The sequence below is a fragment of the Duganella rhizosphaerae genome (assembly GCF_040364205.1).
GTDB classification, from domain to species: Bacteria; Pseudomonadota; Gammaproteobacteria; order Burkholderiales; family Burkholderiaceae_D; genus Rugamonas; species Rugamonas rhizosphaerae.
Genome location: NZ_BPWK01000002.1, coordinates 544,574 through 570,632, shown reverse-complemented (window position 1 = coordinate 570,632; position 26,059 = coordinate 544,574). Strand labels below are relative to the sequence as shown.

Genomic DNA, 26,059 nt, shown 5'->3' with positions numbered 1-26,059 from the left:
GGGTTCAAGGAATGGAAACGGTGGCCTGGCCGGGCGCGTTGATCTCGATCACGCCGCCCCACATGCACATCAGTTTCGACGAATTGTTCAGCGCCGGCATATTGCCGATCAGGACGGTCGGCGAGCCCGGCACCCACGGCGCGGTGGTGGCCGGGATGCACGGCATCGGCGTCAGCACGCCCAGCGCGGCAGCCGTGGCCGCCGCCACCATGGGATTGGCCATCGACTGGCACATGCCGAACGGCAGGATGTTCACCATCGGCTTGTTGTCCATGATGTTGGCGTCGGGGACGGCGGTCAGCACGGCGTTGGCCGGCAACACCATCAACGTGCCCGGCGCCACGCCGAACGAACATTTGAGCATCGCGCCCATGCAGACCTGTTGTCCCATCAGCTCCCCCTCACCAGCTTGTGCAGCCGGTCCAGTATCGCGGGCGCGGCGGCGGCGTTGTCGGTGCGCTTGCCCTTGGGGTCGAAGCGCGCCGGCGAGCCGACCGGCTTGCCGTCGCGGTAGATCGTTTCTTCCATCAGTTCGCCGTCCGGCCAGTAGCGGCGCAGCGGCCCGTGCAGCAGGTTGGCGCGGTAGCTACAGGTCTGCACCACGCCGCCCTGGGCGTCGTAGTCGGTGGACTCGCCGTCCATCAGGCCGGCCTTGTAGTGCGACTTGCGCACCCGCAGGCCTTCGAAGAAAAATTCCGCCGGGCCGTGGATCTGGCCGTCGAACATGTTCAGGCGCGCGGTCAGGTGGCCGGCCTCGTCGTAGGACAGCGACTGGCCGGCCGCCACGCCGTCCACCATCATCTGCCGCGCGACGCAGCGGCCGTTGACGTAGGTTTCCATCAGGCCGTGCGGCACGCCGTGCTGGAACTGCGATTGCTGCACCAGTTTGCCGTCCGGCGCGAACACCGCCATGGCGCCGTGCATCTTGCCGGCTTCGAAGTGGGTCTTCATCAGGGTGCGGCCCTGCGCGCTGAACTGCTCGAACGGGCCGTGCAGCACGCCGTCGCGCAGCCACGCGCGTTGCAGCACCTGGCCGCCGTCGCCGTGGGTTTCGAACAGCTGCGGCGCGGCAGGCTGCGCGGCCTCAGCAGCTAGCGGGTCCTGTGGCAGGTCGGTGTCGGTCGTCATGTCAGTTCACCTTGGCCATGGCGCCCTTGAGGGTCAGCATCGCGCCGGCCTCCACGGTCTGGGTGGCGTCGGCCTTGCTGTTGATCACCGGCGCCTTGTTGTCCATCTGTACGCCCGCCTGGTTGGTCATATTGGTGCCGGCCTTGTTGGTCAGCTCGGTGCCGGACTGGTTGGTCAGGGCCGTGCCCGACTTTGCGGTCAGCGCCGTGCCCGCCGTGATGCCGTAGGTGGTGCCGGATTCCTCGGTCACCGCCGCGCTGGACTTGATGCTGATGTCGCCCGTCACCGTGATGGTCAGCTTGCCGTCGATGGTCAGCGCATAGTCGCCCGTCACCTTGTGGGTGAACTTGGCGGCATTGGTGTGCGTCTCGTCGCCGGTCACCGTGACCTCGCGCGTGCCCTTGACGTTGTGGGTCTCCTTGCCCTTCTGCACATCGACGGTGCGGTCGCCCTCTTGCAGCGTATGGATTTCCGCGCCCTTCTTCACCGTCGTGGTCAGCGCGTTTTCGATCTCGGTCAGCATGTCCTTCTGCGCGTGCATGTACAGCTGCTCGGCATCCTTCTTGTCCTCGAAGCGCAGCTCATTGCCGGCCGCGCCCTGCTTGGACGACCAGGTGCGCATGATGGTCTGGGTCTGGTTGGCCGGCAGTTCGGCCGGCGTGGCGTTCTCGCCGTTGTAGACGCAGCCCGTCACCAGCGGCCGCTCGGGATCGCCGTTCAGGTAGGTGATCACCACCTCCTGCCCCACGCGCGGCAGGAACAGCGCGCCGAAGCCCTTGCCCGCCACCGACTGCGCCACCCGCATCCAGGTCGAGCTCTTGTCGTCCTTGACGCCGTCGCGGTCCCACGGGAACTGCACCTTGATGCGGCCGTACTTGTCGGTCCAGATTTCCTCGCCGCTGGGGCCGACCACCAGCGCGGTCTCGCAACCGACCGCGCGCGGACGGGCCGTCTGCACCGGCGGGCGGAACGGCACCGTCACCGGGAACGCCTCGAAGGAATTGGTGTACATGTCGTCGCGCGCCGTGTGGTGCACGCGGCGCAGCACGAAGGCGGCGTTGAGCGCGTCGACGAAATGCTCGGACAGCGTGAACTTGGCGCCGGCGCAAAACGGGTAGCAGAAGCTGTCGCCGCGCAGCACTTCGGCGTTGACCTGGCTGGCCTCCACGCGCAGCTGGGCGATCGCCGTGGCGGCGGCCGCCGCCAGGTGGCCGGTGGCGAACTCGTACACCGCGCCGCTGCCGCCGGCGGCCGAATGCGTGCCCTCCAGCGAAGTGCTGGGATTGATGAAGTCGTAGTCGTTGACGGTGGCCTTCTTCACCGCGATGGTGTTCTCGTGCGCGAAGCGCGACACCGTGTCGATTGCGTTGTTCATGCCGGTGCGCGGGAAGAAGCGCACCGCCGCCGCGCCGGCGCAATCGGCAAAGTTGGACGAGGCGTCGCCCAGCACCATCGTGTGCGCGCTGCTGCTGAAGGTGAAGAAATAAAAGATGCCGGCCTGCTCCATCAGGCGGCAGATGAAATCGAACGCGGTTTCGTCGTACTGCACGATGTAGTCGACCGGGTCGTAGGTCTGGGTCAGCTTGTCGTCGAAGGTGATGCTGAAATCGCCCAGCACCGCCTTGATGATGTCCGCCACCGATTTGGTCTGGTAGATCTTGCGGTCGCGCGACAAGGTCAGCAGCCACAGCATGGGCACCACCTCGGCCTCGTAGGTGGCGAAGTCCTGGTCGAAGCCGCTCTGGATGAAGCGCGACACCATGCCGGTGATGTAGCGCTTGGTGCCGCCGGTGACGTCCAGCGTCACCGTCATGGTCTTGCCGACCACGGTGGCCGCGCTCAGGCTGGTGCTGCCGGAACGCATGTGCAGGTTGAACTTGAACAGCTCGGAAATGCCTTCGCTGCCTTCGACCGCGTCCAGCAGCAGGTCGTTGTCGCCGAACGGCGAGGACACCGACAGCAGGCCGCCGGGCTGCTCGAAGCCGGTCCTCATGGCTGGCCCCGCAGCGGATGGTCGCGGAAGGCGTAGGCGAAGTGCTCGTCGGCCCCCACGCTCATGTGGATGGCGGTGAACGGCTTGAGCATGGACATGCGTTCCAGCACCAGCGACGACAGCAAGGGCAGCACGGTCTGCGTCAGGATGAAGTCGATGTTGCGGGCGCCGCTGTCGACCTCGGTGCAGCGGGCGGTGATCACCTCGGTCACGCGGTCGTCCCAGGTGAAGCGGGCATTGTGGTTCTCGGCAAAGCGCGCCGCCAGCTTGGCCAGCTTGAGGTCGACGATGTTGCTGATCTGCTCGTCGCCCAGCGGGTAGTACGGCACCAGCACCAGCCGTCCCAGGAAGGCCGGGCTGAACTGGCGCAGCAGGGCCGGCCGCAGTTGCTCGATCAGCTCGGTAGCGTCGGGCCGCTTGCCGTTGGCGCAGGCTTGCGTGATGACGTCCTGCGCCGCGTTCGAAGTCAGCAGGATCAGCGTGTTCTTGAAGTCGATGGTGATGCCTTCGCCATCCTCCATCGTGCCCTTGTCGAACACCTGGAAGAACAGCTCCAGCACGTCCGGATGGGCTTTTTCCATTTCGTCCAGCAGCACCACGCAGTAGGGGCGCCGGCGCACGGCCTCGGTCAGCACGCCGCCCTTGCCGTAGCCGACGTAGCCGGGCGGCGCGCCCTTCAGGCTGGAGATCGAATGCGCTTCCTGGAACTCCGACATATTGATCGTGACCATATTGCGTTCGCCGCCGTACAGCATGTCGGCCAGCGCGAACGCGGTCTCGGTCTTGCCGACGCCGCTGGGGCCGACCAGCAGGAACACGCCGACCGGCTTGCTCGGATCGTCCAGCTCGGCGCGGAAGGTGCGCACGCGGCGGGCGATCGCGTCCAGCGCCTGCGGCTGGCCGACCACGCGGTCTTCCAGCCGTTCCTTCAATTGCAGCACGGTGTGGATTTCATCGGCCAGCATCTTGCCGACCGGGATGCCGGTCCAGCCGGAGATGACGCCGGCGACGATCTTCGAATCGACGCACACCGGCACCAGCGGCTCGTCGTCCTGGATCGCCTCCAGGCCTTTTTGCAGGCGCTGCAGCTGGTCGCCGCGCGAGATGCGTTCCTCGTCGTCGAGCGAGGCGTGGTCATCGGCCGCGGCGGCGATTTCGCGCCGCAGCACCAGGATCTCTTCGACGGCGCGGCGCTCCTCGGCCAGCTTCTCCTTCAGGCGCTCCAGGCGGGCCAGGTACAGCGCCTGCTGGATCTCCATCTTGGCGATGGCGGCGGCCCGGTCCTCGCCGCGCGCGTGCTGCTGGCGGGCGATGCGCAGTTCTTCGCTGTTGAGGACGATGTCGTGTTCCAGCGCCTCCAGCTGCTGCGGCGCGCCGGCCTGGCCGATGGCGACACGGGCGCAGGCCGTGTCGAGCACGCTGATGGCCTTGTCCGGCAACTGGCGGCCGGAGATGTAGCGGTGCGACAGCCGCACGGCGTCGGTCACGGCTTCGTCGAGGATCTCGACGCCGTGGTGCTTTTCCAGGGTGGCGACCATGCCGCGCAACATGCCGATGGCGGCGTCGGTGCTCGGCTCCTCCACCTTGACGACCTGGAAGCGGCGCGCCAGCGCGGGATCGCGTTCGACATATTTCTTGTACTCGGCCCAGGTGGTGGCGGCGATGGTGCGCAGTTCGCCGCGCGCCAACGCCGGCTTGAGCAGGTTGGCGGCGTCGCCCTGCCCTTCGCTGCCGCCGGCGCCGATCAGCTGGTGCGCTTCGTCGATGAACAGGATGATGGGCGTGGCCGAGGCGCGCACTTCGGCGATCACCGATTTGAGGCGGTTTTCGAATTCGCCCTTGATGCCGGCGCCCGCCTGCAGCAAGGCCAGGTCCAGCGTGCGCACCACCACGTTGGCCAGCGACGGCGGCACCGCGCCGGCGGCGATGCGCTGGGCGAAGCCTTCCACCACGGCGGTCTTGCCGACGCCGGCCTCGCCGGTCAGGATGGGATTGTTCTGGCGGCGGCGCAGCAGGATGTCGATGATCTGGCGGATCTCGGCGTCGCGGCCACGGATGGGATCGATGCGGCCGGCGCGCGCCAGCGCCGTCATGTCCACCGTGTACTGGTCCAGCGACGGCGTGGCGCCGCCGGCGCTTTGCGGCGTCGGCATCGTGCCGGCCTGCCCGCCCGTCTGCGCGGCCGGCGCGGCGGACAGGGGCGCGCCCGCGACGCCGCCATCCTCGGACGAAGCGGCCAGCAGCGACGGCAAGTCCTTCTTCAACTGGTCGCGCGGGATCTTCAGCAACTCGGGCGCGCTCTCGATCAGCATGCCGCGCAGGCTGTCCACTTCCAGCATCGCCAGCAGCACGGTGCCGGAACGCACTTGCTGGCTGCCCAGCAGCATCGAGCTCAGCAGCCACGCCTCCTGGAACAGCGGGATGAAGTGCGGCGACAAGGCCGGCGTGCGGCCGTTGCCGCGCTTGAAACCATCCATGCTGCGCTGTAGCTGCGCCGTCACCGCGCTGTCGACGATGCCGAAGCGTTGCAGCACCACCACAAAATCCGGCGCCCGTTCTTCCAGCAGGGTGAACAGCAGATGCTCGAGCTCGACGTTGTACTGCGTCTGCTTCACGCACAGCTCGGCCGCATGCCCCATCGCACGCTTGCATTCGGGGTTGAGCTTGGACAGCAAGGTGCGGATATCGATTTCCATGCCGCTCACTCCTCTTCCGTCGCCAGCAGGAAGTTCGCCGGCTGGTGCCGCGCGGTCGACGGGCCGGGGCTGCACAGCCAGCTGCTCAGGCCCAGGCGCGGCGGCAGTTCGCCGTTGGCGCTCAGCCGAGTTTGCGGCTGCACCGCCAGGTCCAGCCGCAGCCGCACCTGGATGTCGCGTTGCAGATGGCGCGCCACCAGCCAGCCCAGCAGGGAGTTGTTTTTTGCGCCCGGCAGCAAGGCGGCGTACTGCGCCGGCTGCAGCGGCGGCGCGTCCAGCGCCATGCCGGCGCCCTGGTCCCACGCCCGCGCGCCGAGGCTGGCGCCCATGCCCAGCCGCGCCGTCATCGGCGCCGGCTTGCTCTGGTCGTGCAGCCTGGCGCGGTCGCACGGCGCCAGCGCATGCCAGCCGCCGACGAACTGCTTGCCGCTGAAATGCACGCCCATGCGGTCGCGCACCACGGCCAGCAGCGACACCATCGAGCGCGGCGCCGCGCCCTGCAGGCCGGCGTGGCGCAGCCAGGCTTGCTGGCCGTCCGGCCCGCGCACGCCTTCGGCCCGGCCCAGGCTGGACAAGGCATCCAGGCTGCGCACGATGGGCGCGTGGTTGATGCTGTCCGTGCTCAAGGCCAGGTGGTGCTTGCGACGGCTGCGGTACAGGAAGCCCAGCAGGCGCTGGTTGAAGATGTCCAGGAAATCCAGGCCCGACATGTCGCGCGCGCGGCGGCGCTCCATCAGCAGCTCGGTGAACGGCATCGGCAGCGGGCCTTGCGAGCCGGCCAGCGTCAGCACCGGCGTTTTCAGCGTCAACGGCGGGCCGGGCTGCTGACTGTCCAGCAGGCCGCTGACGTCGCTCGGCGCGAACGCCAGGTCGACCTGCGCCGACAGCCGCAGCGCCTCGTCCATGCCGACCGAGGTGCCGACGTGGGCGCGCGCAGGTTCGCCGCGCTCCAGGATGCTGATCGCCTGGAACAGATCGAAGGCGTGCGGGTCGTCCCGCAAGAGCGTCATCAGATCAGGCATTGGCGTCCACTCATGGCAGGCCACTGCATCCACGGTTCGCCGCCGCGCGTGACGGCCAGGCGGACGAAGGAATTGGCGGAGGTGTACAGGGCAAAGAACCGCGACAGCACGCCGGCCAGCACCAGCGGCGAGGTGCCGACGAAGGCGTCGGCGTCGAACTCCAGCACGATGTCGGTGCCGCGGCAGTGGCCGCGCCAGGTGTCGGCGCCCAGCCGCGCCGTCGCCACCGAGGCCGCCATGCTCTTGACGCCGCGCACCTGCGCCTGGTCGCGCGCGCTGTCGCCTGCGAACAACATCAGCATCTGCTGCAAGGTCTGGACGCCGGTGGTGCCGTCCACCAGCGAGCGGTGGTTCAGCCTCAGCAACGCCACCAGCGACCACAGGGCCTTGGCTTCCATCACCGGCGGCCGCTGGGCGCTGGGCTGATACAGCGCGCGGATGTCGGTCGAGGTGGAAATGCCTTCGCCGTAGAAACGGGTGCCGGGCGCGATCTGCTCGGCCAGGCCGCGATTGGTGCACAGCAGCTGCGCGTACACCACCGGCTCGTCCGGCGTGCTGTGGACGTCGGTGCGGTCGACAAAGCTCAGGTAGACGTCGGTGCCGGTGATGCCCTTGCGCATGCTCATCTCGCGCCGCAGCGACCAGAACACCTTGGCGTCCTCGACATCGGCGGACGATTCGGCGAACACGCTGGGGATGATGGTGGGCCGTTCGGCGCGCGGATCGGAGGCCGTGACCGACACCACCGAGTGCACTTCCATCACCGCCTCGCGCTGGTAGTCCGGCACCAGGATGTACTCGTAGTGGCGGCGGTGCAGGCGGATCGGCTCGCTGGTGACGGGGAACAGGTTGACGGCGGGCACGCAGCCGAGCAGGAAGTTGTCGGCGCTCAGCTGCGACAGCACGCGCGCGCTGCGGTTGAACACGAAGCGCAGCGAAAAGCCCTCGCCCTGCCCCAGCAGGCCGCGCAGGCCGCTCAGGTCGAAGAACTGGAACTTGCGCGGGAAGGCGAAGTATTCCTGCAGCAGCGCGTAGGCCGGATGGGCGTGCGCCGGCTGTGCCAGGATCGCTTCGTTTTCGTCGAAGCCCACTTCGCTCAGGCTGTTGGGGCCGAGGCGGTGCAGCGCGCCGCCGCCGGCCAGCAGTTCGATGCGCTCCAGGCCGCTGATCAGCAGCTCGTGCAGCGGCATGGTCGTCATCAGGTCGCCGGACAGGTGCAGGCGCAGGCGGTCCAGTTCCAGTTCGGAGACGTCGAGGCCGGCGTCGCAGCGCAGGTCGAGGCGCAGGGTGCGCGTGTCTTCCATCTTGATCGCCGCCACTTTCAACGGCCACAGCGTGGTGCTCCACGCCACCTGGAAGCGGCAGTTCTCGCCGCTGGCGGCGGTGGTCGACAGCATGGCGCCGCGCGCCACCGGCATGCCGGCCATGACCTTGCCTTGCGAGGAGTCCAGCTTCATCTGCACCACCGTCATGGCCGGCACCGGCTGCGTCAGGCTCGGGCACAGGTTGTCCAGCATGGCGCCGGCGATGGTGGGGAAATCGCGGTCGAGGTCGCGGTGCACGCGGGCCGTCAGGAAGGCCACCGATTCGATCAGGCGTTCGGTGTGCGGATCGGCCGATTCGCCGCCGCTCAGCACCAGCCGCTGCGCCACCTTGGGATAGCGCGTGGCGAAGTCGGCCGACTGGGTGCGCAGGTAGGACAGTTCGCGCCGGTAGTATTCCAGGATGTCGTCGCTCACGGCATGGCCTCCCGCTGCCCGACCGTCATGCGGCCGCCTGCATGGCGGCGGAACGGGCATCGAGCGCGACGTCGAAATTGACCCGGCACAGCTGCTGCCCCAGCAGCACCACGGCGGCGATCGCGGCGCGCGCGGCGAAGGGCTTGGCCGGATCGGCGCTGACGTGCACCTTGACGTGCGACAGCCGCGGCTCGTACAGCGCCAGGCTGCGCTCGAGCACCTGCGACCAGATGAACAGGTCCTGGTCCGATTGCGGCGACAGGCCCAGCATGTCGGGCAGGCCGTAGTCGAGCACGGTGGGATCGCCTTCCAGATACGCGCGGATGCTCAGGGCATTGCGCACGTTGAACAAGCGCATCAGGTCCAGTTGCAGCGAGTGCTGCAAGCCGCCGCCATCGAGCAACCTGCCGTCCGGCGAGGCGTGCAGCACGCCGGTCAACCGGTCAAACAGAGGCACAAGCGACGCCGTGATGGCTTTAGACATAGTTTTCTATACGAGCAGCGGTCGGGATGGGATGACAGGCGGGCCTCCTCGGACGCCCGCCGCAATGCCGCATCAATCCGCTTTCATCGTCTCCAGGTTCCAGTTCCAGGTGCCGGTGCCCTTCGCGGTCGAATCCGACTGCTGCTGGGTGTAGTCGCACTTGATCTTGGTGAAGCTGATCGAGAACGAATCCGATGGAATGCCGCCGCCGCCGGAGGTGCTGATGTTCGAGATCATGGCGTTGGTCATCTCGTACGTGAAGAAATTCATGTACTTGCCGTTTTCCACGCGCCCCACATGCAGCTTGGCGGAGCCGATCTTGGTGCCCTGGGTACAGGCCTTGTACATTTCCGTGGTCGACAGGTCGGACATTTTCGAGAACGAAATCTCGGAAAACACCGGACGGCCGGAGGTACGCTCGGTGTTCGAAGCGTCCATTTGCAGCGGCATCGAGGCGCTGTGCGAATACGACAGCACGATCACCTTGTCGGCATAGCCGGTGACCATGCAGTTGCCCTTGATGGTGGTGCCCAAATCCAAAATGAGTACGTCAGACATTGCTGGCTCCAAATTTTATGGGCCCACCCGGCGCTTGCGCCGGATGGGCGGGGACATCAGTGTAGTGTGTAGCCTGGCCCGGCATCAACCGACGGCGGCCGGCAGTTCGGCCACCAGGCGGATCGACGTGGTCAGTTCCTCCATCTGGAAGTGCGGCTTCAGGAACACGGTGGCCGAATAGGCGCCCGGCTTGCCCGGCTTCTCGGTGACGTCGACCCGGCCTTCGGCCAGCGGGAAGCGGGCCTTCTCGCCCTGCGTCGCGTTCGGGCTCAGCAGCACGTAGCCGCTCAGCCACGAGTTCAGGTAGTTCTCCACGCTCTGGCGGGTCTGGAAGCTGCCGACCTTGTCGCGCATGATGACCTTGATGTAGTGCGCGAAGCGCGAGGCCGCCAGCACGTACGGCAGGCGCGACGACAGCGCCGCGTTGGCGTTGGCCGCATCGAGGTTGTAGAGCTTGGGCTTGTTGACGGTCTGGCCGCCGAAGAAGGCGGCGAAGTCCGAACCCTTGGAGTTGACCACGGCGATGAAGCCGAGGTCGTTGAGCTCTTTCTCGCGGCGGTCGGTGATCGCCACCTCGGTCGGGCACTTGAGCACCACGTCGCCTTCGTCGGTCTTGAAGGTGTGGGCGGTCATGCCCTCGATCTTGCCGCCGCCTTCGACGCCGCGGATCGCGGTGGTCCAGCTGTGCTTGGCGTAGGCGTCGGTGATGCGCAGGCCCAGCTGGTAGGCCGAGTTGGCCCACAGGTATTTGCTGTGGTCGCGGCCGTCGACGTCTTCCTCGAAGCTGAAGCTTTCCACCGGGTTGGTCTTGGCGCCGTACGGCAGGCGCGCGGAGTAGCGCGGCAGCACCATGGCGATGTAGCGCGAGTCTTCCGATTCGCGGAAGCCGCGCCACGAGGCCAGCTCGGCGCTTTCGAAGATCTTCGACATGTCGCGCGGCACGCCCAGCTCGGTGAACTCGGTCATGTCGAACAGCGACGGCGCGGCGGCCGTGATGAACGGCGCGTGCGCGGCGGCGGCCACCTTGGACAGGCGCTGCAACAACGCCACGTCCTGCGGATGGCGGCCGAAGTAGTAGTCGCCGATCAGCACCGAGTACGGGGCGCCGCCGAAGGTGCCGTACTCTTCTTCGTAGATTTTCTTGAACAGCACGCTCATGTCGTGGTCGACCGCGCTCTCCAGGTCTTTCAGCAGTTCCTTCTTCGACACGTTCAGCAGCCGCAGCTTGAGGGTGGTGCTGGTTTCGGTGCCGTACACCATGTCGTGCAGGCCGCGCCAGGAGCCTTCCAGTTTCTGGAATTCCTCGTGGTGCATGATGGCGTTGAGCTGGTCGCTGAGGATGCGGTCGATCTCGGCTACGCGTTCGTTGATCATTGCGACCACCCCCTTGTCGGGGGCGGTCTTCATGCCTTCGTCCAGCACCTGCGTGGCGAACTGGCCCAGCAGTTTTTTGGCGTAGGCGTTTTGCGACGGTTCGACCGCCATCTTGCCTTCCTGGACGATGCGGTCCAGTAAGCTCAGCTCGCCGGCGGATTCCGTCGACTTGGCGCCGCCCTTGGCGGATTGACTAGTAGCCATGATTTAGCTCTCTCTTAAACGATGAGGGGAAGCACGCGCGGGCGTGCTATCAGGATGGGGTCGCTTCCGCGTCCGCTGCCGGCGCCGCGTCGGCGGCCGGTTCCTGGTCCTTGAGTGTTTTCAGCTCTTGCGTGTTCTGGACGATGTCTTCCAGCAGCGCATCGAGCTCATCGTTGCCATCGAGCTTGCCCAGCAGGTCGCGCAATTGCTGGCGCACTTCCAGCAGCTTGGCCAGGCGCGGCACTTGCGTGACGATGGATTCGGGATGGAAGTGGTCGAACTCGGTGAAGTTGAGCTCCACCTTGAGATTGCCTTCGCCCTTGAGCGTGTCCGGCACGGACAGGTCCAGGCGCGGGGCGATCTTGCCCATGACTTCGTTGAAGTTGTCGCGATCGATTTCGATCAGGCGTCGGGCCTTGAGCTTGGGCGGCGCCACCAGCGGCTGGCCGGACAGGTCGGCTAGCAAGCCGACCACCAGGGGCAGCTCTTTTTTTTCAGTGGCGTCACCAATTTCGACGTCGTACGTGATTTGCACACGAGGGGGACGATTGCGTCCTACCCATTTTTGTAAGCTATCTGACATTCACATCCTCACATTATGGTGACTAGCGGCCGACGATACATCTATTTCAAAAACAGGCGGACTGAGCTCTAAGCTACTTCTCGTGTTACCACCATTTCGCGGAGCCGCAACGTAATTGATAGGTACAAAGATTTCCGATACTCAATTGATATTAAATGTAAATTCTTTTGCTCACAAGCTTTTTCAAAATTTGACGCGTTATATTTTCGCCACGGAGACAAGGAACATCAACGTGACAAATTCGTGACGTCGTAATCAGCCGGCAGGCGGCGTGGTTGGCGGCGGGGAGATTGCATCCTTGAAGTTTTGCAGTGCCGCATTCGGATCGTGGCCGGGGAGTTTGGCGGCGGCTTCTTTTGCGGCATTGAGTTTGTCAGCCAGCGCTTTTGCTGAACTTGCCTTATCGGCTGCGGCGGCGCTGCCTGCAGCGTCGGCGGCTTTGGCTTTGGCGGCGGCCTCGGCGGCGGCTGCTGCTTTGTCGGCGGCGGCTTTGGCGATCGTGGCGGCATCGGTGGCGGCTTTGCTTGCTGCGGCTTGCTCGCGCGCGGCAGCGAGTGGGTCGAGTTCTTTTGCGGCGTCTGCAGGCTGGATAGTTGGAGCTGCCATGCCGTCGGGAGTCGCTGGCATCTTGCCAGTTGCGGCGTCAGCGCCAGCAGGCATTGCGGCGCCGGCTTTCGGACGCGGCGCCGGTGCGGCAGGCGAAGGCGGTTTGGCGGGGTCGATCGCTGACGTGGATGCCGTCGCGGCCGGTGCTGTTGCGGCGACATCGGCGGCAGGCGCGGCATCGGGTTTGGCGGCGTCTGCTTTCGCGTCGGCGGTTGGCGCGGCTTTAGATTTCGTTGCGTCCGCAGGTGGCGTTTCGGCTGCTGGCACATCGGCTGCCGGCGCGGCGGCTTTCGGTGCGTCCGCAGCAGATGGTTCGCCTGTCGGCGCATCGGCTTTGGGCGCGTCCGCTGCTGGCGTATCGCCTGTTGGCGTAGCAGCTTTGGCGGCGTCCGCAGAAGGCGCGTCGCCTGTTGGTGTTTCGGACTTCGGCGCAGCTGCGGTGGAGGCTTCGGTAGATGGCGCGTCTGCGGTTGCGGGCTTGTCTCCAGTTGCTTGTTGAGTGTCGGTGGCGGTAGCGCCTGGCGCGCTGGCTGCATCTTTGTCTGCGGGCGCTTTTGCCGACGCGTTCGCGGCCTCATCGGCCGATCCGGCTGGGGTGGCAGCGGCGGACGTCGCATCGCCTGCGGCAGTGTCACCCTTCGCAACAGCGGCTGGCGCTGCGCCTGAAGCGGCGGCGCTGGCGGCTGCGTCGGTGGTGGCGGCCGCAGCGGTCGCGTCAGCGTCGGTGGCGGCGGCGGTCGGGGCGGCAGCGTCGGCGGCGTCGCTCTTGGCGGCGTTGGTCGCGGTTGCGTCGGCTGCGGCGGCTGCGGCGGCGGCTTTGGCATCGGCGTTCGCTGATGTGCCGCCGTGCTTGACCACTTCCGCATCGACGATCGACTCCGCCTTGATCGCCTCGCTGCGCGCCGCGTTGACTTGCGCTTGCACCGCCTCCACCTGCGCCACCGTCTTGTTGATGCCTGCCTGCGCCTCATCCTTCATCGCCGTCGTGCGCGATGCCGCGTCGTCCGCCGCCGCGCCCACGTCCTTCTCGCTGGCCACCACCTGCGCCGCCAACGCCTGCTCCGACTCCTTGGCCGCGTTGGCCGCCTGCTCAGCCTTGTCCGCCTCCGCCTTCACATCGGCCAGCATGGCGTCGGTATCGGGTACGTACGGATCGGTCGCCGTTTCCGATTCCTTCTGCGCATCGTCCAGCGAACCGGACATGTCCGCCAACGCCGCATCGGAGTCCGCCGCCACGCTCTGCGCATCCTGCTTCATGCCATCGAAAGAAGCCTGCACCTGCTCCGATACCGGGCTATCCACGATGGACTCGCCCGCACTCTGCGCGCCGGACGCCGTGTTGTCGGCCGCCGTCTGCACCTCGCTCGCGCCCTGCTTCGCCTCGTCCGCCGCCTGGCGCACGCGATCCAGCAGATCATTGGCCGACTGCTGCGCATCGCTCTTCCAGCTGTCCACTTTGCCGGCCACATCGGCGGCGCTCTGCACCTGCGATTGCACCTGGCTGAACGTGCCCGCCACGTCGTCGTAGAACTGCGCATACGGCGCGATCTGGTCACCCACCGCGCGGATGTTCAAGCCGGAGATCGCCTGCGACGCCTGGTCCACATACGACAAGGCCTGGTCCGCCGCCTGCCGCACCTGCTGGCGCGCGGCGCCGCTCACCGTATCCACCTGGCCGCGCGCCGAGGTCAGCGTATCGGTCAGCTTCTGCAATGGCTGCATGGCCTGCTGCTTCACCGACGTCAATGCCGCGCTGAGCTTGCCCAAGCCATCCTGCGCCATCGCCGCCGCCTTGCCGACCTCCGCCTTGCCCTGTTGCAGGACATTTTGCAACGGCGCGCCGGCGGCCTGGATCTGCGCCTCCAGCGGCTTGAAGGTACGGTCCAGCAAATCCGACAGCTCCTGCTGCAAACGCTTGACCAGCGGTTCGCATTGCAGCTTGGCCAGGCACTGCTCGGCGGCCGCGCGCACCTTGTCCAGGATTTGCTGGAGCGCCGCGCCGGCCTTGTCCAGCTGCTCCTGCATCTGCGGCGGGATTTTCCCGGCGGCGTCCGACACTTGCTGCAAGGCCGCCTGCATCTGCTCCAGCAATTTCACCAGCGCGTCGATGGCCTCCTGCACTTTGGCGATGGCCTGGTCCAGCAAGGGATTGAGGGAATCGACCAGCGTGATGGCCTGCTCCATCAAGCCGGTGGCCTGGTCGCCCGCCGCCTTCACCGCCGTGCGCGCGCCGGCGATCGCCGTCTTCACGCCGGGGATCATGGCCTTGACGCCGACGAACAGCGTGCGCGCCATCATCAGCGGCGGCGCCTTCATCATGTAGCGGGTGCAGATTTCTATCGCGCCGGTACACAGCGCGTCGGCCTGATCGAGCTCGCTGGAGGCGGCGTCCAGCGTGCTATTGGCCTCGGAAACGAACACGGGAATGTTGTCCTTCACCTGCGTCAGCATGGCGATGGCGTCCGCGATCATGGTGCGCACCGGAACGAAATTCTCCGGCAGCTGGCGCAGCACGGTCTTGGCGTTTTCCGCCTCCCCGTCCAGCTCGGTCATCAGTTGCAGCACCTTCTCCACTTCGGCGCGGACCGCGTCCAGCACTTCCTGCAAGGCTTGCTTGATGGCTTCCACCCGCCGCTCCAGCGCGTCCAGCGGCTCCATCGCCTTCTTCACCATGCCGTCCACCGTGGCGGCCGCCGCGGCCAGCTGGTCGATCACGGCGTCGACCTGCGCGCGGGCGGCGGCCAGCGGCTTGATCAGGATGTCGCTCAAGTGACTCAGCTGCGACGACGCTTCATCAAACAGCGCATCGCAGTTGCTCGCCTCGTCGCCCAGTGCGCTGTTGAGCTGGTCCACCAGATCGATCTGCGCCTGCAACGGCGCCAGCAGCGCATTGCCTTTCTCGTTGAGCAGGTCGGATATGCCGCCGATGGCTTGCGTGGCCTGCGCGGTGGCGTCCTGCATCGCCGTATCGAGATCGCCGACGTTGCCGTCCAGCGTAGCGCGCAGCGCCTTCACCTGCGCCAGGCTGTCGTTTTGCAGCTGTTCGGCGCGCGCCAGCACCGCCTGCATGGCGTCGTTGCCGGCGCCGGGACCACCCTGCATGGTGGCCAGCTGCTGCAGCTGCCTGGACAGCGGCAGCAGATCGCGCCCGTATTGCTCGACCATGACGCCGGTGCGCTTGGCCAGCTCGGCCAGCGCCTGGCCCCGTCCCGGCAGGCTGTTGAAGAAGGTCATCTGCGCGCCGAAGTCCGGCACCAGGCCGGACAGTTCAGGCAGCAAGGTGCTCATCGCTTGGACCGCGCCGTTGGCCGAGTCGACCACCGTCTGCACGCCGGCCGTCTGCGCCAGCAGGCGCTGCGGAATGGCGGCGGCGTCGCTGGCCAGCCTGCGCAGGTCGCTGGCGGCCTGCTCCAGCACGCCGGTGCAGCAGTCGATGATGGGCTGCGGATTGAGCAGGTCCGGGATGGCCTTCATCTGCTCCGCCACCTTCTGCATGTCCTGGTTCAGCGAGGTGGCGGTGGCCGTGACTTCGGTGGCGAAGATCTTGCCCTGGTCGACGATGGTGTCGGCCGCCTTCTGCACCGCCTTGGCGATGTTGACCGGGCATTGCGGCAGCACTTCGATGGAGTGGTCGATGACTTTCATCTACAGCGCGCCCAGCGTGGAGGTGGTGCGCGAGGTGGCGTCGCTGAGCGCCGTCTTGATCGCCGCCACTTTGCTCGGCGCCGGCTCCAGCGACAGCGAGGCCGAGCCCACCGTCGAGATGGTCGCGTTGACCTCGGCCAGTGCCTGGTTCAACTCCGGCAGCACCTCGGCGCCTTCGATGCGGATGTCCTCCAGCACCGGCAGCAGGTCGGGCACCACCGGGATGGCCGGCGCCGCGCTCAGCGCCGGCAGGGCCGACAGCGCGGCGGCCGACGCCGCCGCCGTGGACGGCGCCACCAGCCGCCCCGGCTGCGCTTGCCGGCTGAGCTCTTCCAGCACGATGACGGCGCCGCTCACCAGGCGGCCGGCCAGCGCGTTCAGCCAGCCGTCCGGGCCCCCGTGGGCGCCCGCCAGCGAGGGGCCGGAGCGTTGCAGTATCCATTTGAGTTCGGCGCGCGCGGCCGGTTCGCCCAGCCAGAAGCGCAGGTAGGTGCAGGCGTCGTCGGACGACGAGAAACGCCGCCGCGCACCCGGCATCGTCGCGCCGCTGTGCGGCAATGACTGCCCGGCCTGGCCGCCAGATTCGTAGAACGTGACGCGGCTGGAATGGCGCCATAAACTGGCCAGGGGATGCAGCATGGATGTCTCGGGAGGACAAGTGTCGAATGACAATATCATGAGCAGCTTGATAACGCAATCGACCGCCGGCCCCCGCCACACCACAGTCGGCAGCGCCGTCGTTGCGCGATGAGCCTGCCTTGGGGTAGCATGAACCTCGGTCTGCGGCCCAGAGAAAACGACAATGGTGAATAGCGCTTTTTTTAGAGTACTGGGTCTCATCGGTCTGCTGCTCCTGGCGCTGAAGGCGCAGGCGGCCGACAACAGCCCGGCGCTGGACAGCATCCGCAAGAAGGGCGTGATCCGGGTCGGCGTCAAGACCGACTTCAGCCCCTTCAATTCGCTCAACGCCCAGGGCGAGGTGGTCGGCTTCGAAAGCGACATCGCCGAGCTGATCGCCCAGCGCCTCGGCGTGGCCCTGAAAAAAGTCAGCATCACCACCGAGAACCGGTTTCAGAAGCTGGAGCTGGGCGATGTCGACATCCTGATCGCCACCGTCGGCGACACGCCGGCGCGGCGCAAGATCGCCACCGCCATCGAGCCGGGCTACAACGAGACCAGCGTCAACGTGCTGTTCAAGCCGGGCGACGCGGTCGACGCCTGGCCCAAGATACGCCACGAAACCATCTGCGCGGTGCAGGGCAGCTACTTCAACAAGCCGATGAGCGAGCGCTATCTGCTGGAGCTGCAAAACTACAAGACCGTGCGCGACGCCCAACTGGCGCTGCGCGACGGCCAGTGCTCGGGCTTCCTGTACGCGACGGCGGCGCTGGCCAACACCAGCAAGCTGCCCCAGTGGCAGGGCTACACGATGCCGCTGCCGAACGCGCTGATCACGCCGATGGCGATCTTCATCTCGCGCAACGAGCGCGGCAGCGAACTGGATCTGGCGCTGGGCAATATCGTGGCCGAGCTGCACCGCACCGGCTGGCTGCTGGAGGCCAACAATCGGTGGGGCATCGCCTCCACTTCCTGGCTGACGGCGCAGAAGGCGATCTGGTCGGAGCGCGACCAGGGCGGGCTCTACAAGTGCGTGCGCAACAGCAGCGGCAACTGGATCGCCGCCTGCCGCAGCGCCGAGAACGTGTCCAGCACCGAGGCGGCCGGCGTGCAGGCGGTGGGGCTGTGGATCAAGGAGCAGCTGGGCGTGGACCTGAACTTCGTCTACGACCCTTACGACCGCACCCAGTTCCTGCAGGGCATAGCTTATACGATGCTGCTGATTACCGCCGGCGTCGGCGTCAGCCTGGCGCTGGGCGTGGCGGCCGCGGTCACGGTCGACGGTCGCGGCGGCGCGGCCACGCGGGCGATCCACGCCATCATGGCCTACGGCCGCCTGACGCCGCCGTTGCTGATGATGTACCTGATCTTCTTCGGCTTCGGCAGCTGGACCATGCACCAGTTCGGCGTCAAGCTGCCGGCGTTCGCGGTGGCGGCGTTCTGCTCCGGCTACTACACGGCGGGCATGGTGATGCGCGCCCTCCTCGAGGCCGCCGCCCATGTGCGCACCAGCGAGGCCGGCTACCGGCTGCGGCTGAACCATCTGGCCCCCACCGCGCGGTACGCCAGCTGGCCGGTCAAGCAGGCGCTGATCAACCTGACCAAGCAGACCATGATCGCCTCGGCCATCGCCATCCCGGAACTGCTGAGCGCGAGCAGCCTGCTGATCGCGGAAAAGGGCAACATCTTCGTGACCATGACGGTGCTGCTGATCACCTTCTACCTGATCACCAGCCTGTGGACGCGCCTGTTCAACTACGTGGAAAAAACCTGGCTGCCGACCCATGAATAACGAGACCCTGGCCTTCCTGCTGACGTGGACGCCCTTCCTGTTGCAGGGCTTCCTGTGGAATATCCTGATCGCGGTGTGCGCCGTGGCGCTGGGCTCGCTGATGGGCGCCGGCCTGGCCTGGCTGCGCGTGACCCGGCACGGCCGCACCGCCATCGTCGCCGAGCAGGTGTCGACTTTTTTCCGCGGCGTGCCGACCTTGGCGCTGATCTTTTACGCGGTGTTCGTGCTGCCGGCCGAGTTCACCTTGCCGGGCAGCGGCGTGACGCTGCATATACCGCAGTGGGTCAAGGCGGTGATCGGCTTGTCGGCGGCGCCGCTGTCGTTCACCTCCGAGAGCCTGGTGGTGGCGCACCGCGCCTGGAAGCGCGGCGACATCGGCGCGGCGCTGCTGTTCATCCCCACCTGGATTAATGTGTTCCTGATTTCCTTCATCGCCTCCAGCGCTTCGTCGCTGGTGGGCGTGAGCGAACTGGTCAGCCGCTGCAACACCGTGATCGCCGCCACCGGCACCAGCGTCATGGTGCCGGTGTATATTTACTGCAGTTTTTATTTTGTCATCACCTCGCTGGTGTTCACCGCGCTGATCGGCCGCTTCAAGACGTCGGCCTTCATGGCGGGCATCCATCGCAAACTAACGCAGTCCCACGCACAGATATCTTGAGGAGCGTTCCGTCATGCCACTCACTTTCAACGAAGAGATCGCACTGCAAGCGGCTTTCATGCACATCAAGCGTGAGCGCAAGGAATCGCTGAGGGCGATGTTCGGCGGCACCCAGCTGCGCGCCAAGAGCCGGGTGGAAGACGCCAAGACGCTGGCCAAGGATGCCAAGGACTGCAAGAAGAAACTGGGGGCGATACCCGGCGTGGCGGTGCCGCATTTCAGCGTTCCGCAGCTGAACATCGACCTGTTCAAGGGACTGGACCTGCGCGGGCTGGTCGATTTCAGGATACCCGCCATCGGCCTGCCGAACTTCGATATCAACCTGATCCCCGACATCCGGCTGGGCGCCATTCCCGGCTTCAATTTGCCGACGGTGCGGCTGAACCTGAAGGGCCTGATCAAGTTCAAGGACCTGCTGCCGGATATCTCGCTGCGCGCGCTGGTGTTCAAGATCGGACTGACGTTCCCCGAGCTGAACATGCCCTCGCTGCTGTTCGACCTGAGCAAAATACTGAACCTCGATTTCGACGTGGCCTTCCCGCGCATCCGCGACCTGTTCCCGGATTTTTTCAAGATCGACCTGAACGTCAGCTTGCCGCACCTGGCCATCCCGGACATCAGCCTGCCCAACGTCAACCTGCCCTCGCTGGACCTGCCGAACATCAACCTGGGCGAGATCGATTTCAGCAAGATCCACATCCCCGGCTTCGACTTCCCCACCATGCTCAAGGTGCCGGGCTTCGACAAGGTGCTGCGGCTGCTGTTCGAGCTGTTCGATTCACTCGACATCAACGTCATCCTGGCCGAACTGGGCGTGGAGTTCATGGCCGACTTCATCAGCTCCGCGCTGCCGCTGGTGCAGCAGGTCAAGGCCGGCGCCAAGGCGGCCAGCAACTGGGGCACGGCGGCGATGGACTGGCACAAGTCGCGCAAGACCACGGTGCAGCGCGGCTTCCTGCTGCCGGGCGACGCCCGCGACGCCTGCGACGCGGTGGCCGAGTTGCTGCGCACCAGCCGCAACGAACACGCGGCGCTGGCGGCGATCCAGACCACGCAGCTGGCGGTGTCCACGGCCGGCCTGTTCGCCGACCTGGGCGGCGTGACCGGCCCGGCCGTGGCGGCCGCCAGCGCGATCGCCACCACCTGCCAGAAGATCATGATCATGGGAGCGCGCTACAAGGAGATGAAGAAGGTCAACCTGATCCTGAGCAGCTCGGCGATGGACGCGTTGAGCTCGAACATCTTCCTGGTGTCGCCGCTGCTGGGCTGCTACTACCTGGCCAACAACAGCACCAGCAGCGTGCTCAACATCCTGTGCAACAACATCATCGAGGATGGCTGGATGGCGCAATGGGAGCAGAACAAGCGCCAGCACCTGGATCCGCTGCTGACGGAGTGCGCGCGCTTCATTTCGGAGTCGCGCTACGTGCTCGATCCGGTGCGGCAGAACAAGGGCATGTTCGTGGAGAAAAGCGGCATGGACAAGCTGAAGGAAGGCCTGACCCTGTACCTCAAGAAAAAAGCCGGCATGGCGCCGGCTCACGCCCGGGTCGCAACCCACAAGTATGTGGGCTGAGAACCGGCGATCGATCAGCGGCGGTGGTAGCCGCCGCGTCCGCCCCAGCCGCGATGGCCGCCGCAGCACCAGTGGCCGAACGAGAAGTCCAGGCCGATGCTGACCGGCGGGTAGTAGTAGGCAGGCGCAGGCGCGTAGTACACCGGCGCAGGCTGGATGTAGGTGGTGGTGTAGACCGGCTCGCTGGCGTAGACCACACGCGAGCTCGGCGCCGGCGCCTCCTCGTACCAGGTGGACGACGAGCCGCTGGCGTAAGCGCGCTCCGACGGCGCGACCGCCACGGTGTGCCACTGGTACGGATCCTGGACCCGGGTGGTGGTGGCGTAATAGCCGGGCTGCTGGACCGCGCAGCCGCCCAGGCTCAGGGCCGCCACTGCGGCGGCAACGGCGATGATGGTTTTCATTGCACTCCTCCTAGTTTCAGCGTTTACTATATAAGGAAGTTCGCCGCCGCTGGAGCCCGATTACAGCTTGTTACAACGGTTGTAACAGGCGAAAAAAAAGGAAGCGCATACGCTTCCTTTTTTGATACTTCGGGGAAATTAGTCCAGCTTCCAGGCGTAGTCGACCTTGGTCCAGGTTTCGGCGGGGGCGCCGTCCTTGGTGCCAGGCTTGAACTTGCAGGCGCTCAGGGACTTGATGGCCGCCTTGTCCAGGTTCTTGAAACCGCTGCTCTTGTCGATCTTGGAATCGGCCACGCTACCGTCGGCCTTGATCAGGAAAGACATCGACACCGTGCCCTGCTCTTCGTTCATCAACGATGCTTTCGGGTATTCGGCCTTGCAGTTTTTGGCATCAAAACTGGCCGGGACTTCGGCAGCAAACGCCACCGGTGCGCTCGAAACGAGCACTGCTGCGATCACACTCAACCAACGCTTATTTGTAGACATGATTTCCCCAAGTGTAGATATCCGGCACTCAGGCCGCGCGAGTCCGCGCAGCCCGGTTGACACTGATTACAGCTTCCAGCTGTAATCGACTTTGGTCCAGGTCTGGGCGACTGCGCCGTCCTTGGTGCCCGGCTTGAACTTGCAAGCGCTCAGGGCTTTGACCGTAGCCTTGTCCAGGTTTTTGTAGCCGCTCGACTTCTCAACTTTGGACTCGACGACGTTGCCGTCGGCAGCGACCAGGAAGGACATGGTGACATCGCCCTGTTCTTCGTTCAGCAGCGATGCTTTAGGGTATTCAGCCTTGCAGCTCTTGGCATCCAGCGATGCTGGCACTTCGCCGGCGAAGGCGGTCGAAGCGGCGGACAGGATGACGGCGGCGAATACACTGGTCGAAAACTTATTCATTTTTACAATTTCCCAACTAAATTATTATTAAAGACTGGTTTATCGAATCCCACAGCGGACCTACATGCCGCGCAAAAGCGCGACGGCAGACTGCGGCAAAGTTTTAAAACTCTTCCCACTCATCGCTGCCGGCTGCGCTAGCTGCCGAGGCGACTTTCTTCGGTTTGGCTGCTGCGGCCGGCGCTGGCGCGGAGGCCAGTTTCTTGACAGGAGCACGGGCGACGATCGGCTTGACCGCTGCCTTGGCGGCGGCAGGCTGATACACCGGAGCCGACACGCGCTCCTCGCCTTCCACCAGTTTGAAGATGCTGACCACGCGCGACAGTTCGGCGGCCTGGTCCTGCAAGCTTTGTGCGGCGGCGGCGGCTTCTTCCACCAGCGCGGCATTTTGTTGGGTCATGCTGTCCATCTCGATGATGGAGTGGTTCACCTGCTCGATGCCGGCGCTCTGTTCCTGGCTGGCGTTGGCGATCTCGCTCATGATGTCGGTCACGCGGCGCACCGAGGCCACCACTTCGTCCATCGTCACGCCGGCCTGGCCGACCAGCTTGGTGCCGGCGCCGACTTTTTCCACCGAGTCGTCGATCAGCATCTTGATTTCCTTGGCGGCGCCAGCGGAGCGCTGGGCCAGGTTGCGCACTTCCGACGCCACCACCGCGAAGCCGCGGCCTTGTTCGCCGGCACGGGCCGCTTCCACTGCCGCGTTCAGCGCCAGGATGTTGGTCTGGAAGGCGATGCCATCGATCACGCCGATGATGTCGACGATCTTCTTGGCCGAAGCGTCGATCGAGCTCATGGTGTTGACCACTTCCGACACCACTTTGCCGCCCTTGATCGCCACGTCCGACGCTGCCGAAGCCAGCTGATTGGCTTCGCGGGCATTGTCCGCATTCTGTTTCACGGTCGAGGTCAGTTCTTCCATCGCCGAGGCGGTTTTTTCCAGCGAGCTGGCCTGCATTTCGGTACGCGACGACAGGTCGATATTGCCGGCGGCGATCTCACGCGAGGCGGTGCCGATGGTTTCGGTGCCGGAGCGGACCTGGCCCACGATGTCGACCAGGCTGTTGCGCATTTCCTTCATCTCGGACAGCAGGCTGTCCTTGTCGTTGCCGTTGGTGTCGATGGCGATCGACAGGTCGCCGTTGGCGATGCTGCCGGCGATCGAGGCGGTGTAGTCAGGCTCGCCGCCCAGCTGTTTCAGCAGGCCGCGGGTGATGATGTAGGCGGCGGCCACCGAGATAGCGACAGCCAGCACGCCCAGGATGATCATGAAGCTGCGGGCAGCCGAAAAGCCGGCGGCGGCGTCGGTCTGCACTTGCGCGTTCAGCTTGTCTTCCAGCGCGCCCAGCTGATCCAGCGCGGCCATCCATTTTTTCTGGGCCGGACGGATTTCCTTGATCAGGACCTTGGTCGCTTCTTCGGCCTTGTTGGCCAGCCACAGTTCGGACGCCTTGGCGATGGCCGGCATGGCGATCGCTTCCTGCTCCTTGACCGTTGCCAGCAGCGCTTTTTCTTCAGGGCTGGCTTCGGTGGCGAACTGCGCGCTCAGTTTATTCTGTGCATCGGCGTACTTGCCGGCCAGTTCCTTGATGCGGTTCATTTCCGGTTCCATGTCGCCGGCATCGGTCATCAGGGTCAGGATGCGCAGCGAGGTCACGCGGTCGCCCACGTTCGAACGCATGTCGACCACCAGGCGCGACACCACGTTGTTCACCGAAATCACGTGATCCAGGCGATCCTGAATCTGTGCCATGCGGAAGATACCCACGGTGGTCACCGCCACCAGGAATAACAGAACCAGCGCGAATCCAAGACCCAGGCGCGTTCCGACTTTCATTTTTGCTAAATTCATTTCGTCTTCTTCGTAAATGACACAGTTGATAAGAGTGCCCTGGAAAGTCTCGTCTCGTGCACGACACCATCCACCCGGCCCTTGCTGCTAGGTAATATCTATGACAGTAGCAAACAATGACTGCGAATGCAAAAACTTGCGGCTCCACCAGCAGCATGCATGTAGCTTTACCGCACTATACAAACGTGAAATAAAGGTGGATATGTGTGTATATTCAGGAATTATAGATGCAAATTTTGCCTCAAAGCAAGCAAAACCCGCCTAAAAAATACGCAAACGAACTTTCTGCGTGGAAATACCAACAGTCCGATATATTGTTTGCCAGAAACGTCAGTTTGTGCTGTGAACTACGCAGCAATACGTAGGCGGGCGGCAGCTTCGCGCAGCAGATCGGCGTCGCCGAGGGCGAGCTTTTTGGAGTCAGACAGAACCTGACGGAATGCACGGGCGCCGGGCAGGCCGGTCATCAGGCCCAGCATGTGGCGGGTGATGGAGTTGAGCTTCAAGCCGCGGGCGCCGTGCTGGGCCAGTTGGGCTTGGATATAGGGGATCATCGCTTCGAGCACTTCGTCGCGGGTCTTGGGGGCGCGCGCGTCGCCATAGTAGCGCTGGTCGAAACCGGCCATCACGAAGGGGTTGTGATAGGCCTCGCGGCCCAGCATGACCCCGTCCAGGTGCTTCAAATGTTCGTCGATCTCGGCTTCGGTCTTGATGCCGCCGTTGATAATGATTTCGAAGTCAGGAAAATCGCGCTTGAGCTGATAGGCGAATTCATACTTCAGCGGCGGCACTTCGCGGTTCTCTTTGGGCGACAGGCCCTTCAGGATGGCGTTGCGCGCATGCACGATGAAGGTCTTGCAGCCGGCCTCGGCCACGGTGCCGACGAAGTCGCGCACGAAGTCGTAGCTTTCGGTCTGGTCGATGCCGACCCGGTGCTTGACGGTGACGTCGATGCTGACGGCGTCGCGCATGGCTTTGACGCAATCGGCCACCAGTTGCGGCTCGGCCATCAGGCAGGCGCCGAACGCGCCCTTCTGTACGCGCTCGGACGGGCAACCGCAGTTGAGGTTGATCTCGTCGTAGCCCCACTTCTCGCCCAGCTTGGCGCTGGTGGCGAGGTCGGCAGGATCGCTGCCGCCCAGCTGCAGCGCCACCGGATGCTCTTCGTCATTGAAGCGCAGGTGGCGTTCGACGTCGCCGTAGACCAGCGCGCCGGTGGTGACCATCTCCGTGTACAGCCAGGTGTGCTGGCTGATATGGCGGTGGAACACGCGGCAATGGCGGTCGGTCCAGTCCATCATCGGCGCGACGGACAGGCGGCGGCTCGCTTTCACGGGCGCGGTGTCGGTGGTCGGCAAAGTGATGATGGTCATGGCGGCAACTATGGGAATCGCTTGGGGGTCGTCATTATACAGCGGAGTGTGCGGCTGTGCCCGGTCACCACAGAAGCTGTTTTTCCGATGCCGGACGACGCCAAAATGACAAAAGCCACGGAAACCGTGGCTTTTTGCGTTAATGCTCGACAACCCGAGTCTTGGGAGTGGTCGTCACTGTCACGCCCCGTTTCCTGCGATATACATCGGTCTGAAAAGCAACCGCGCCCCGAGGAGGAGTTTCTGACTTATTACGCTCATCGCGCACTTGGCTAGACGAAGACGGCTTTAGCTTCGCCAACGCTTGCAAAAATTTAGTGGTCATATTGAAATCCCCCTTGCCTCAGCATACTCATTGAGCAGTTGCCAGCTCACACTATCGTCCTGAAGATCAAACGACAGGTGAAGTGCTATGCCGTTATCGTACCACCAATCGGGTCCTTCATCCGTCCTCATGAGGTCAGAAAGCAGCACGCACCCATGTAGCTCCTGCGGAAGCCTTCCAAGTATTTGACCAGTTAGTGGCGCATCAAAACCCAAGGTCGGCCACACGTGGTATCCAAAAAACATACTACGATTCGTAGCGCTGCCAGCCGCATCTAGCGTTACGAAGCGAAACCCCAGCTCCTTGGCCTGCTGAATGCTGAACATAACCGACCTGACACCAATACCTTGATCCTGGAACTCCTCCCGCACATAGATCGAATCAACTGACAATTCAAAATTCAGTTCCCCGCCACCGTTGATAATGAAATATTCAGACGGATACTTGAAGAACTTCTGAGAAATTAGATCGCGCTTATCCATGCCGTATCTTATCAGTCAGTCTTGCCTCTTACGGCGATCGGCACGTTGATGAC

Annotated in this window: 21 protein-coding genes; 3 read left to right on the top strand and 18 right to left on the bottom strand. The window is 64.8% G+C overall.

All coding sequences use genetic code 11. The features are described 5' to 3' along the window. Positions 1-4: 4 nt before the first annotated feature. The 12 genes from RUGAMON1_RS06365 to RUGAMON1_RS06310 all read right to left on the bottom strand — a co-directional run bounded on the left by RUGAMON1_RS06365 (position 5) and on the right by RUGAMON1_RS06310 (position 16,671). The gene (locus RUGAMON1_RS06365) at positions 5-391 is read right to left on the bottom strand and encodes a DUF4280 domain-containing protein (protein WP_026335104.1); all 387 of its coding nucleotides are present in this window, start codon (positions 389-391) and stop codon (positions 5-7) included. Beyond that, positions 391-1,128, bottom strand: coding sequence for a toxin-antitoxin system YwqK family antitoxin (locus RUGAMON1_RS06360; protein ID WP_445229697.1), 738 nt, complete (start codon positions 1,126-1,128; stop codon positions 391-393). The genes RUGAMON1_RS06365 and RUGAMON1_RS06360 overlap by 1 nt, the downstream gene beginning before the upstream one ends. A 1-nt stretch (position 1,129) precedes the next feature. Further along, positions 1,130-3,121 (bottom strand): type VI secretion system Vgr family protein, encoded by a 1,992-nt coding sequence (locus tag RUGAMON1_RS06355; protein WP_445229696.1) that lies wholly within the window; start codon positions 3,119-3,121, stop codon positions 1,130-1,132. Then, entirely contained in the window at positions 3,118-5,817 is a 2,700-nt protein-coding gene (tssH, locus tag RUGAMON1_RS06350; RefSeq protein ID WP_445229695.1) for a type VI secretion system ATPase TssH, read from the bottom strand. The genes RUGAMON1_RS06355 and tssH overlap by 4 nt, the downstream gene beginning before the upstream one ends. A gap of 5 nt (positions 5,818-5,822) precedes the next feature. Continuing rightward, entirely contained in the window at positions 5,823-6,839 is a 1,017-nt protein-coding gene (gene tssG, locus RUGAMON1_RS06345; RefSeq protein WP_445229694.1) for a type VI secretion system baseplate subunit TssG, read from the bottom strand. Then, positions 6,827-8,578: a type VI secretion system baseplate subunit TssF gene (gene tssF / locus RUGAMON1_RS06340; protein ID WP_445229693.1), complete on the bottom strand. Its 1,752-nt coding sequence runs from the start codon at positions 8,576-8,578 to the stop codon at positions 6,827-6,829. The genes tssG and tssF overlap by 13 nt, the downstream gene beginning before the upstream one ends. 25 nt (positions 8,579-8,603) lie before the next feature. Further along, entirely contained in the window at positions 8,604-9,062 is a 459-nt protein-coding gene (gene tssE, locus RUGAMON1_RS06335; protein WP_445229692.1) for a type VI secretion system baseplate subunit TssE, read from the bottom strand. 72 nt (positions 9,063-9,134) lie between these two features. Continuing rightward, a complete protein-coding gene (locus RUGAMON1_RS06330) occupies positions 9,135-9,620 on the bottom strand; it encodes an Hcp family type VI secretion system effector (RefSeq protein ID WP_036623157.1) in 486 nt (161 codons plus the stop codon). 84 nt (positions 9,621-9,704) lie between these two features. Next, positions 9,705-11,198, bottom strand: a complete 1,494-nt coding sequence (gene tssC, locus RUGAMON1_RS06325) for a type VI secretion system contractile sheath large subunit (RefSeq protein WP_445229691.1) — start codon at positions 11,196-11,198, stop codon at positions 9,705-9,707. A 49-nt stretch (positions 11,199-11,247) separates the two neighbouring features. Continuing rightward, positions 11,248-11,781 (bottom strand): type VI secretion system contractile sheath small subunit, encoded by a 534-nt coding sequence (tssB, locus tag RUGAMON1_RS06320; protein WP_445229690.1) that lies wholly within the window; start codon positions 11,779-11,781, stop codon positions 11,248-11,250. 255 nt (positions 11,782-12,036) lie between these two features. Beyond that, a complete protein-coding gene (locus RUGAMON1_RS06315; RefSeq protein WP_445229689.1) occupies positions 12,037-16,032 on the bottom strand; it encodes a coiled-coil domain-containing protein in 3,996 nt (1,331 codons plus the stop codon). Further along, a complete protein-coding gene (locus tag RUGAMON1_RS06310; RefSeq protein ID WP_445229688.1) occupies positions 16,033-16,671 on the bottom strand; it encodes a hypothetical protein in 639 nt (212 codons plus the stop codon). A gap of 163 nt (positions 16,672-16,834) precedes the next feature. Here RUGAMON1_RS06310 and RUGAMON1_RS06305 point away from each other — a divergent pair, with 163 nt between their 5' ends. From RUGAMON1_RS06305 to RUGAMON1_RS06295, 3 genes are read left to right on the top strand one after another with little or no spacing between them, the layout of a single operon-like run. Then, entirely contained in the window at positions 16,835-18,442 is a 1,608-nt protein-coding gene (locus RUGAMON1_RS06305) for a transporter substrate-binding domain-containing protein (RefSeq protein ID WP_445229687.1), read from the top strand. After that, positions 18,435-19,103 (top strand): ABC transporter permease subunit, encoded by a 669-nt coding sequence (locus tag RUGAMON1_RS06300; protein ID WP_445229686.1) that lies wholly within the window; start codon positions 18,435-18,437, stop codon positions 19,101-19,103. Before RUGAMON1_RS06305 ends, RUGAMON1_RS06300 begins: the two co-directional genes overlap by 8 nt. Before the next feature lie 13 nt (positions 19,104-19,116). Further along, positions 19,117-20,679: a hypothetical protein gene (locus RUGAMON1_RS06295; protein WP_445229685.1), complete on the top strand. Its 1,563-nt coding sequence runs from the start codon at positions 19,117-19,119 to the stop codon at positions 20,677-20,679. A 14-nt stretch (positions 20,680-20,693) separates the two neighbouring features. Here RUGAMON1_RS06295 and RUGAMON1_RS06290 read toward each other — a convergent pair whose 3' ends face one another. The 6 genes from RUGAMON1_RS06290 to RUGAMON1_RS06265 all read right to left on the bottom strand — a co-directional run bounded on the left by RUGAMON1_RS06290 (position 20,694) and on the right by RUGAMON1_RS06265 (position 26,006). Next, positions 20,694-21,083, bottom strand: a complete 390-nt coding sequence (locus RUGAMON1_RS06290; protein ID WP_445229684.1) for a hypothetical protein — start codon at positions 21,081-21,083, stop codon at positions 20,694-20,696. Between the two features lie 138 nt (positions 21,084-21,221). Then, positions 21,222-21,569: an energy transducer TonB gene (locus RUGAMON1_RS06285; RefSeq protein WP_445229683.1), complete on the bottom strand. Its 348-nt coding sequence runs from the start codon at positions 21,567-21,569 to the stop codon at positions 21,222-21,224. A gap of 66 nt (positions 21,570-21,635) precedes the next feature. Beyond that, positions 21,636-21,974 carry an energy transducer TonB gene (locus RUGAMON1_RS06280; protein ID WP_116993398.1) on the bottom strand — a complete coding sequence of 113 codons (339 nt, stop codon included), beginning with the start codon at positions 21,972-21,974 and terminating at the stop codon, positions 21,636-21,638. Between the two features lie 103 nt (positions 21,975-22,077). Beyond that, positions 22,078-23,826, bottom strand: coding sequence for a methyl-accepting chemotaxis protein (locus RUGAMON1_RS06275; RefSeq protein WP_445229682.1), 1,749 nt, complete (start codon positions 23,824-23,826; stop codon positions 22,078-22,080). 347 nt (positions 23,827-24,173) lie between these two features. Continuing rightward, a complete protein-coding gene (gene dusA, locus RUGAMON1_RS06270; protein ID WP_445229681.1) occupies positions 24,174-25,199 on the bottom strand; it encodes a tRNA dihydrouridine(20/20a) synthase DusA in 1,026 nt (341 codons plus the stop codon). Between the two features lie 321 nt (positions 25,200-25,520). Beyond that, on the bottom strand, positions 25,521-26,006 hold the full coding sequence (locus RUGAMON1_RS06265; protein WP_445229680.1) for a GNAT family N-acetyltransferase: 486 nt from the start codon (positions 26,004-26,006) through the stop codon (positions 25,521-25,523). Between the last annotated feature and the right edge of the window lie 53 nt (positions 26,007-26,059).

What these genes read in the sequence shown, in the direction of transcription:
- RUGAMON1_RS06365 (WP_026335104.1), bottom strand. Translation starts at nt 391, where the DNA reads ATGGGACAACAGGTCTGCATGGGCGCGATGCTCAAATGTTCGTTCGGC.
- RUGAMON1_RS06360 (WP_445229697.1), bottom strand. Translation starts at nt 1,128, where the DNA reads ATGACGACCGACACCGACCTGCCACAGGACCCGCTAGCTGCTGAGGCC.
- RUGAMON1_RS06355 (WP_445229696.1), bottom strand. Translation starts at nt 3,121, where the DNA reads ATGAGGACCGGCTTCGAGCAGCCCGGCGGCCTGCTGTCGGTGTCCTCG.
- tssH (WP_445229695.1), bottom strand. Translation starts at nt 5,817, where the DNA reads ATGGAAATCGATATCCGCACCTTGCTGTCCAAGCTCAACCCCGAATGC.
- tssG (WP_445229694.1), bottom strand. Translation starts at nt 6,839, where the DNA reads ATGCCTGATCTGATGACGCTCTTGCGGGACGACCCGCACGCCTTCGAT.
- tssE (WP_445229692.1), bottom strand. Translation starts at nt 9,062, where the DNA reads ATGTCTAAAGCCATCACGGCGTCGCTTGTGCCTCTGTTTGACCGGTTG.
- RUGAMON1_RS06330 (WP_036623157.1), bottom strand. Translation starts at nt 9,620, where the DNA reads ATGTCTGACGTACTCATTTTGGATTTGGGCACCACCATCAAGGGCAAC.
- tssC (WP_445229691.1), bottom strand. Translation starts at nt 11,198, where the DNA reads ATGGCTACTAGTCAATCCGCCAAGGGCGGCGCCAAGTCGACGGAATCC.
- tssB (WP_445229690.1), bottom strand. Translation starts at nt 11,781, where the DNA reads ATGTCAGATAGCTTACAAAAATGGGTAGGACGCAATCGTCCCCCTCGT.
- RUGAMON1_RS06315 (WP_445229689.1), bottom strand. Translation starts at nt 16,032, where the DNA reads ATGAAAGTCATCGACCACTCCATCGAAGTGCTGCCGCAATGCCCGGTC.
- RUGAMON1_RS06310 (WP_445229688.1), bottom strand. Translation starts at nt 16,671, where the DNA reads ATGCTGCATCCCCTGGCCAGTTTATGGCGCCATTCCAGCCGCGTCACG.
- RUGAMON1_RS06305 (WP_445229687.1), top strand. Translation starts at nt 16,835, where the DNA reads ATGGTGAATAGCGCTTTTTTTAGAGTACTGGGTCTCATCGGTCTGCTG.
- RUGAMON1_RS06300 (WP_445229686.1), top strand. Translation starts at nt 18,435, where the DNA reads ATGAATAACGAGACCCTGGCCTTCCTGCTGACGTGGACGCCCTTCCTG.
- RUGAMON1_RS06295 (WP_445229685.1), top strand. Translation starts at nt 19,117, where the DNA reads ATGCCACTCACTTTCAACGAAGAGATCGCACTGCAAGCGGCTTTCATG.
- RUGAMON1_RS06290 (WP_445229684.1), bottom strand. Translation starts at nt 21,083, where the DNA reads ATGAAAACCATCATCGCCGTTGCCGCCGCAGTGGCGGCCCTGAGCCTG.
- RUGAMON1_RS06285 (WP_445229683.1), bottom strand. Translation starts at nt 21,569, where the DNA reads ATGTCTACAAATAAGCGTTGGTTGAGTGTGATCGCAGCAGTGCTCGTT.
- RUGAMON1_RS06280 (WP_116993398.1), bottom strand. Translation starts at nt 21,974, where the DNA reads ATGAATAAGTTTTCGACCAGTGTATTCGCCGCCGTCATCCTGTCCGCC.
- RUGAMON1_RS06275 (WP_445229682.1), bottom strand. Translation starts at nt 23,826, where the DNA reads ATGAATTTAGCAAAAATGAAAGTCGGAACGCGCCTGGGTCTTGGATTC.
- dusA (WP_445229681.1), bottom strand. Translation starts at nt 25,199, where the DNA reads ATGACCATCATCACTTTGCCGACCACCGACACCGCGCCCGTGAAAGCG.
- RUGAMON1_RS06265 (WP_445229680.1), bottom strand. Translation starts at nt 26,006, where the DNA reads ATGGATAAGCGCGATCTAATTTCTCAGAAGTTCTTCAAGTATCCGTCT.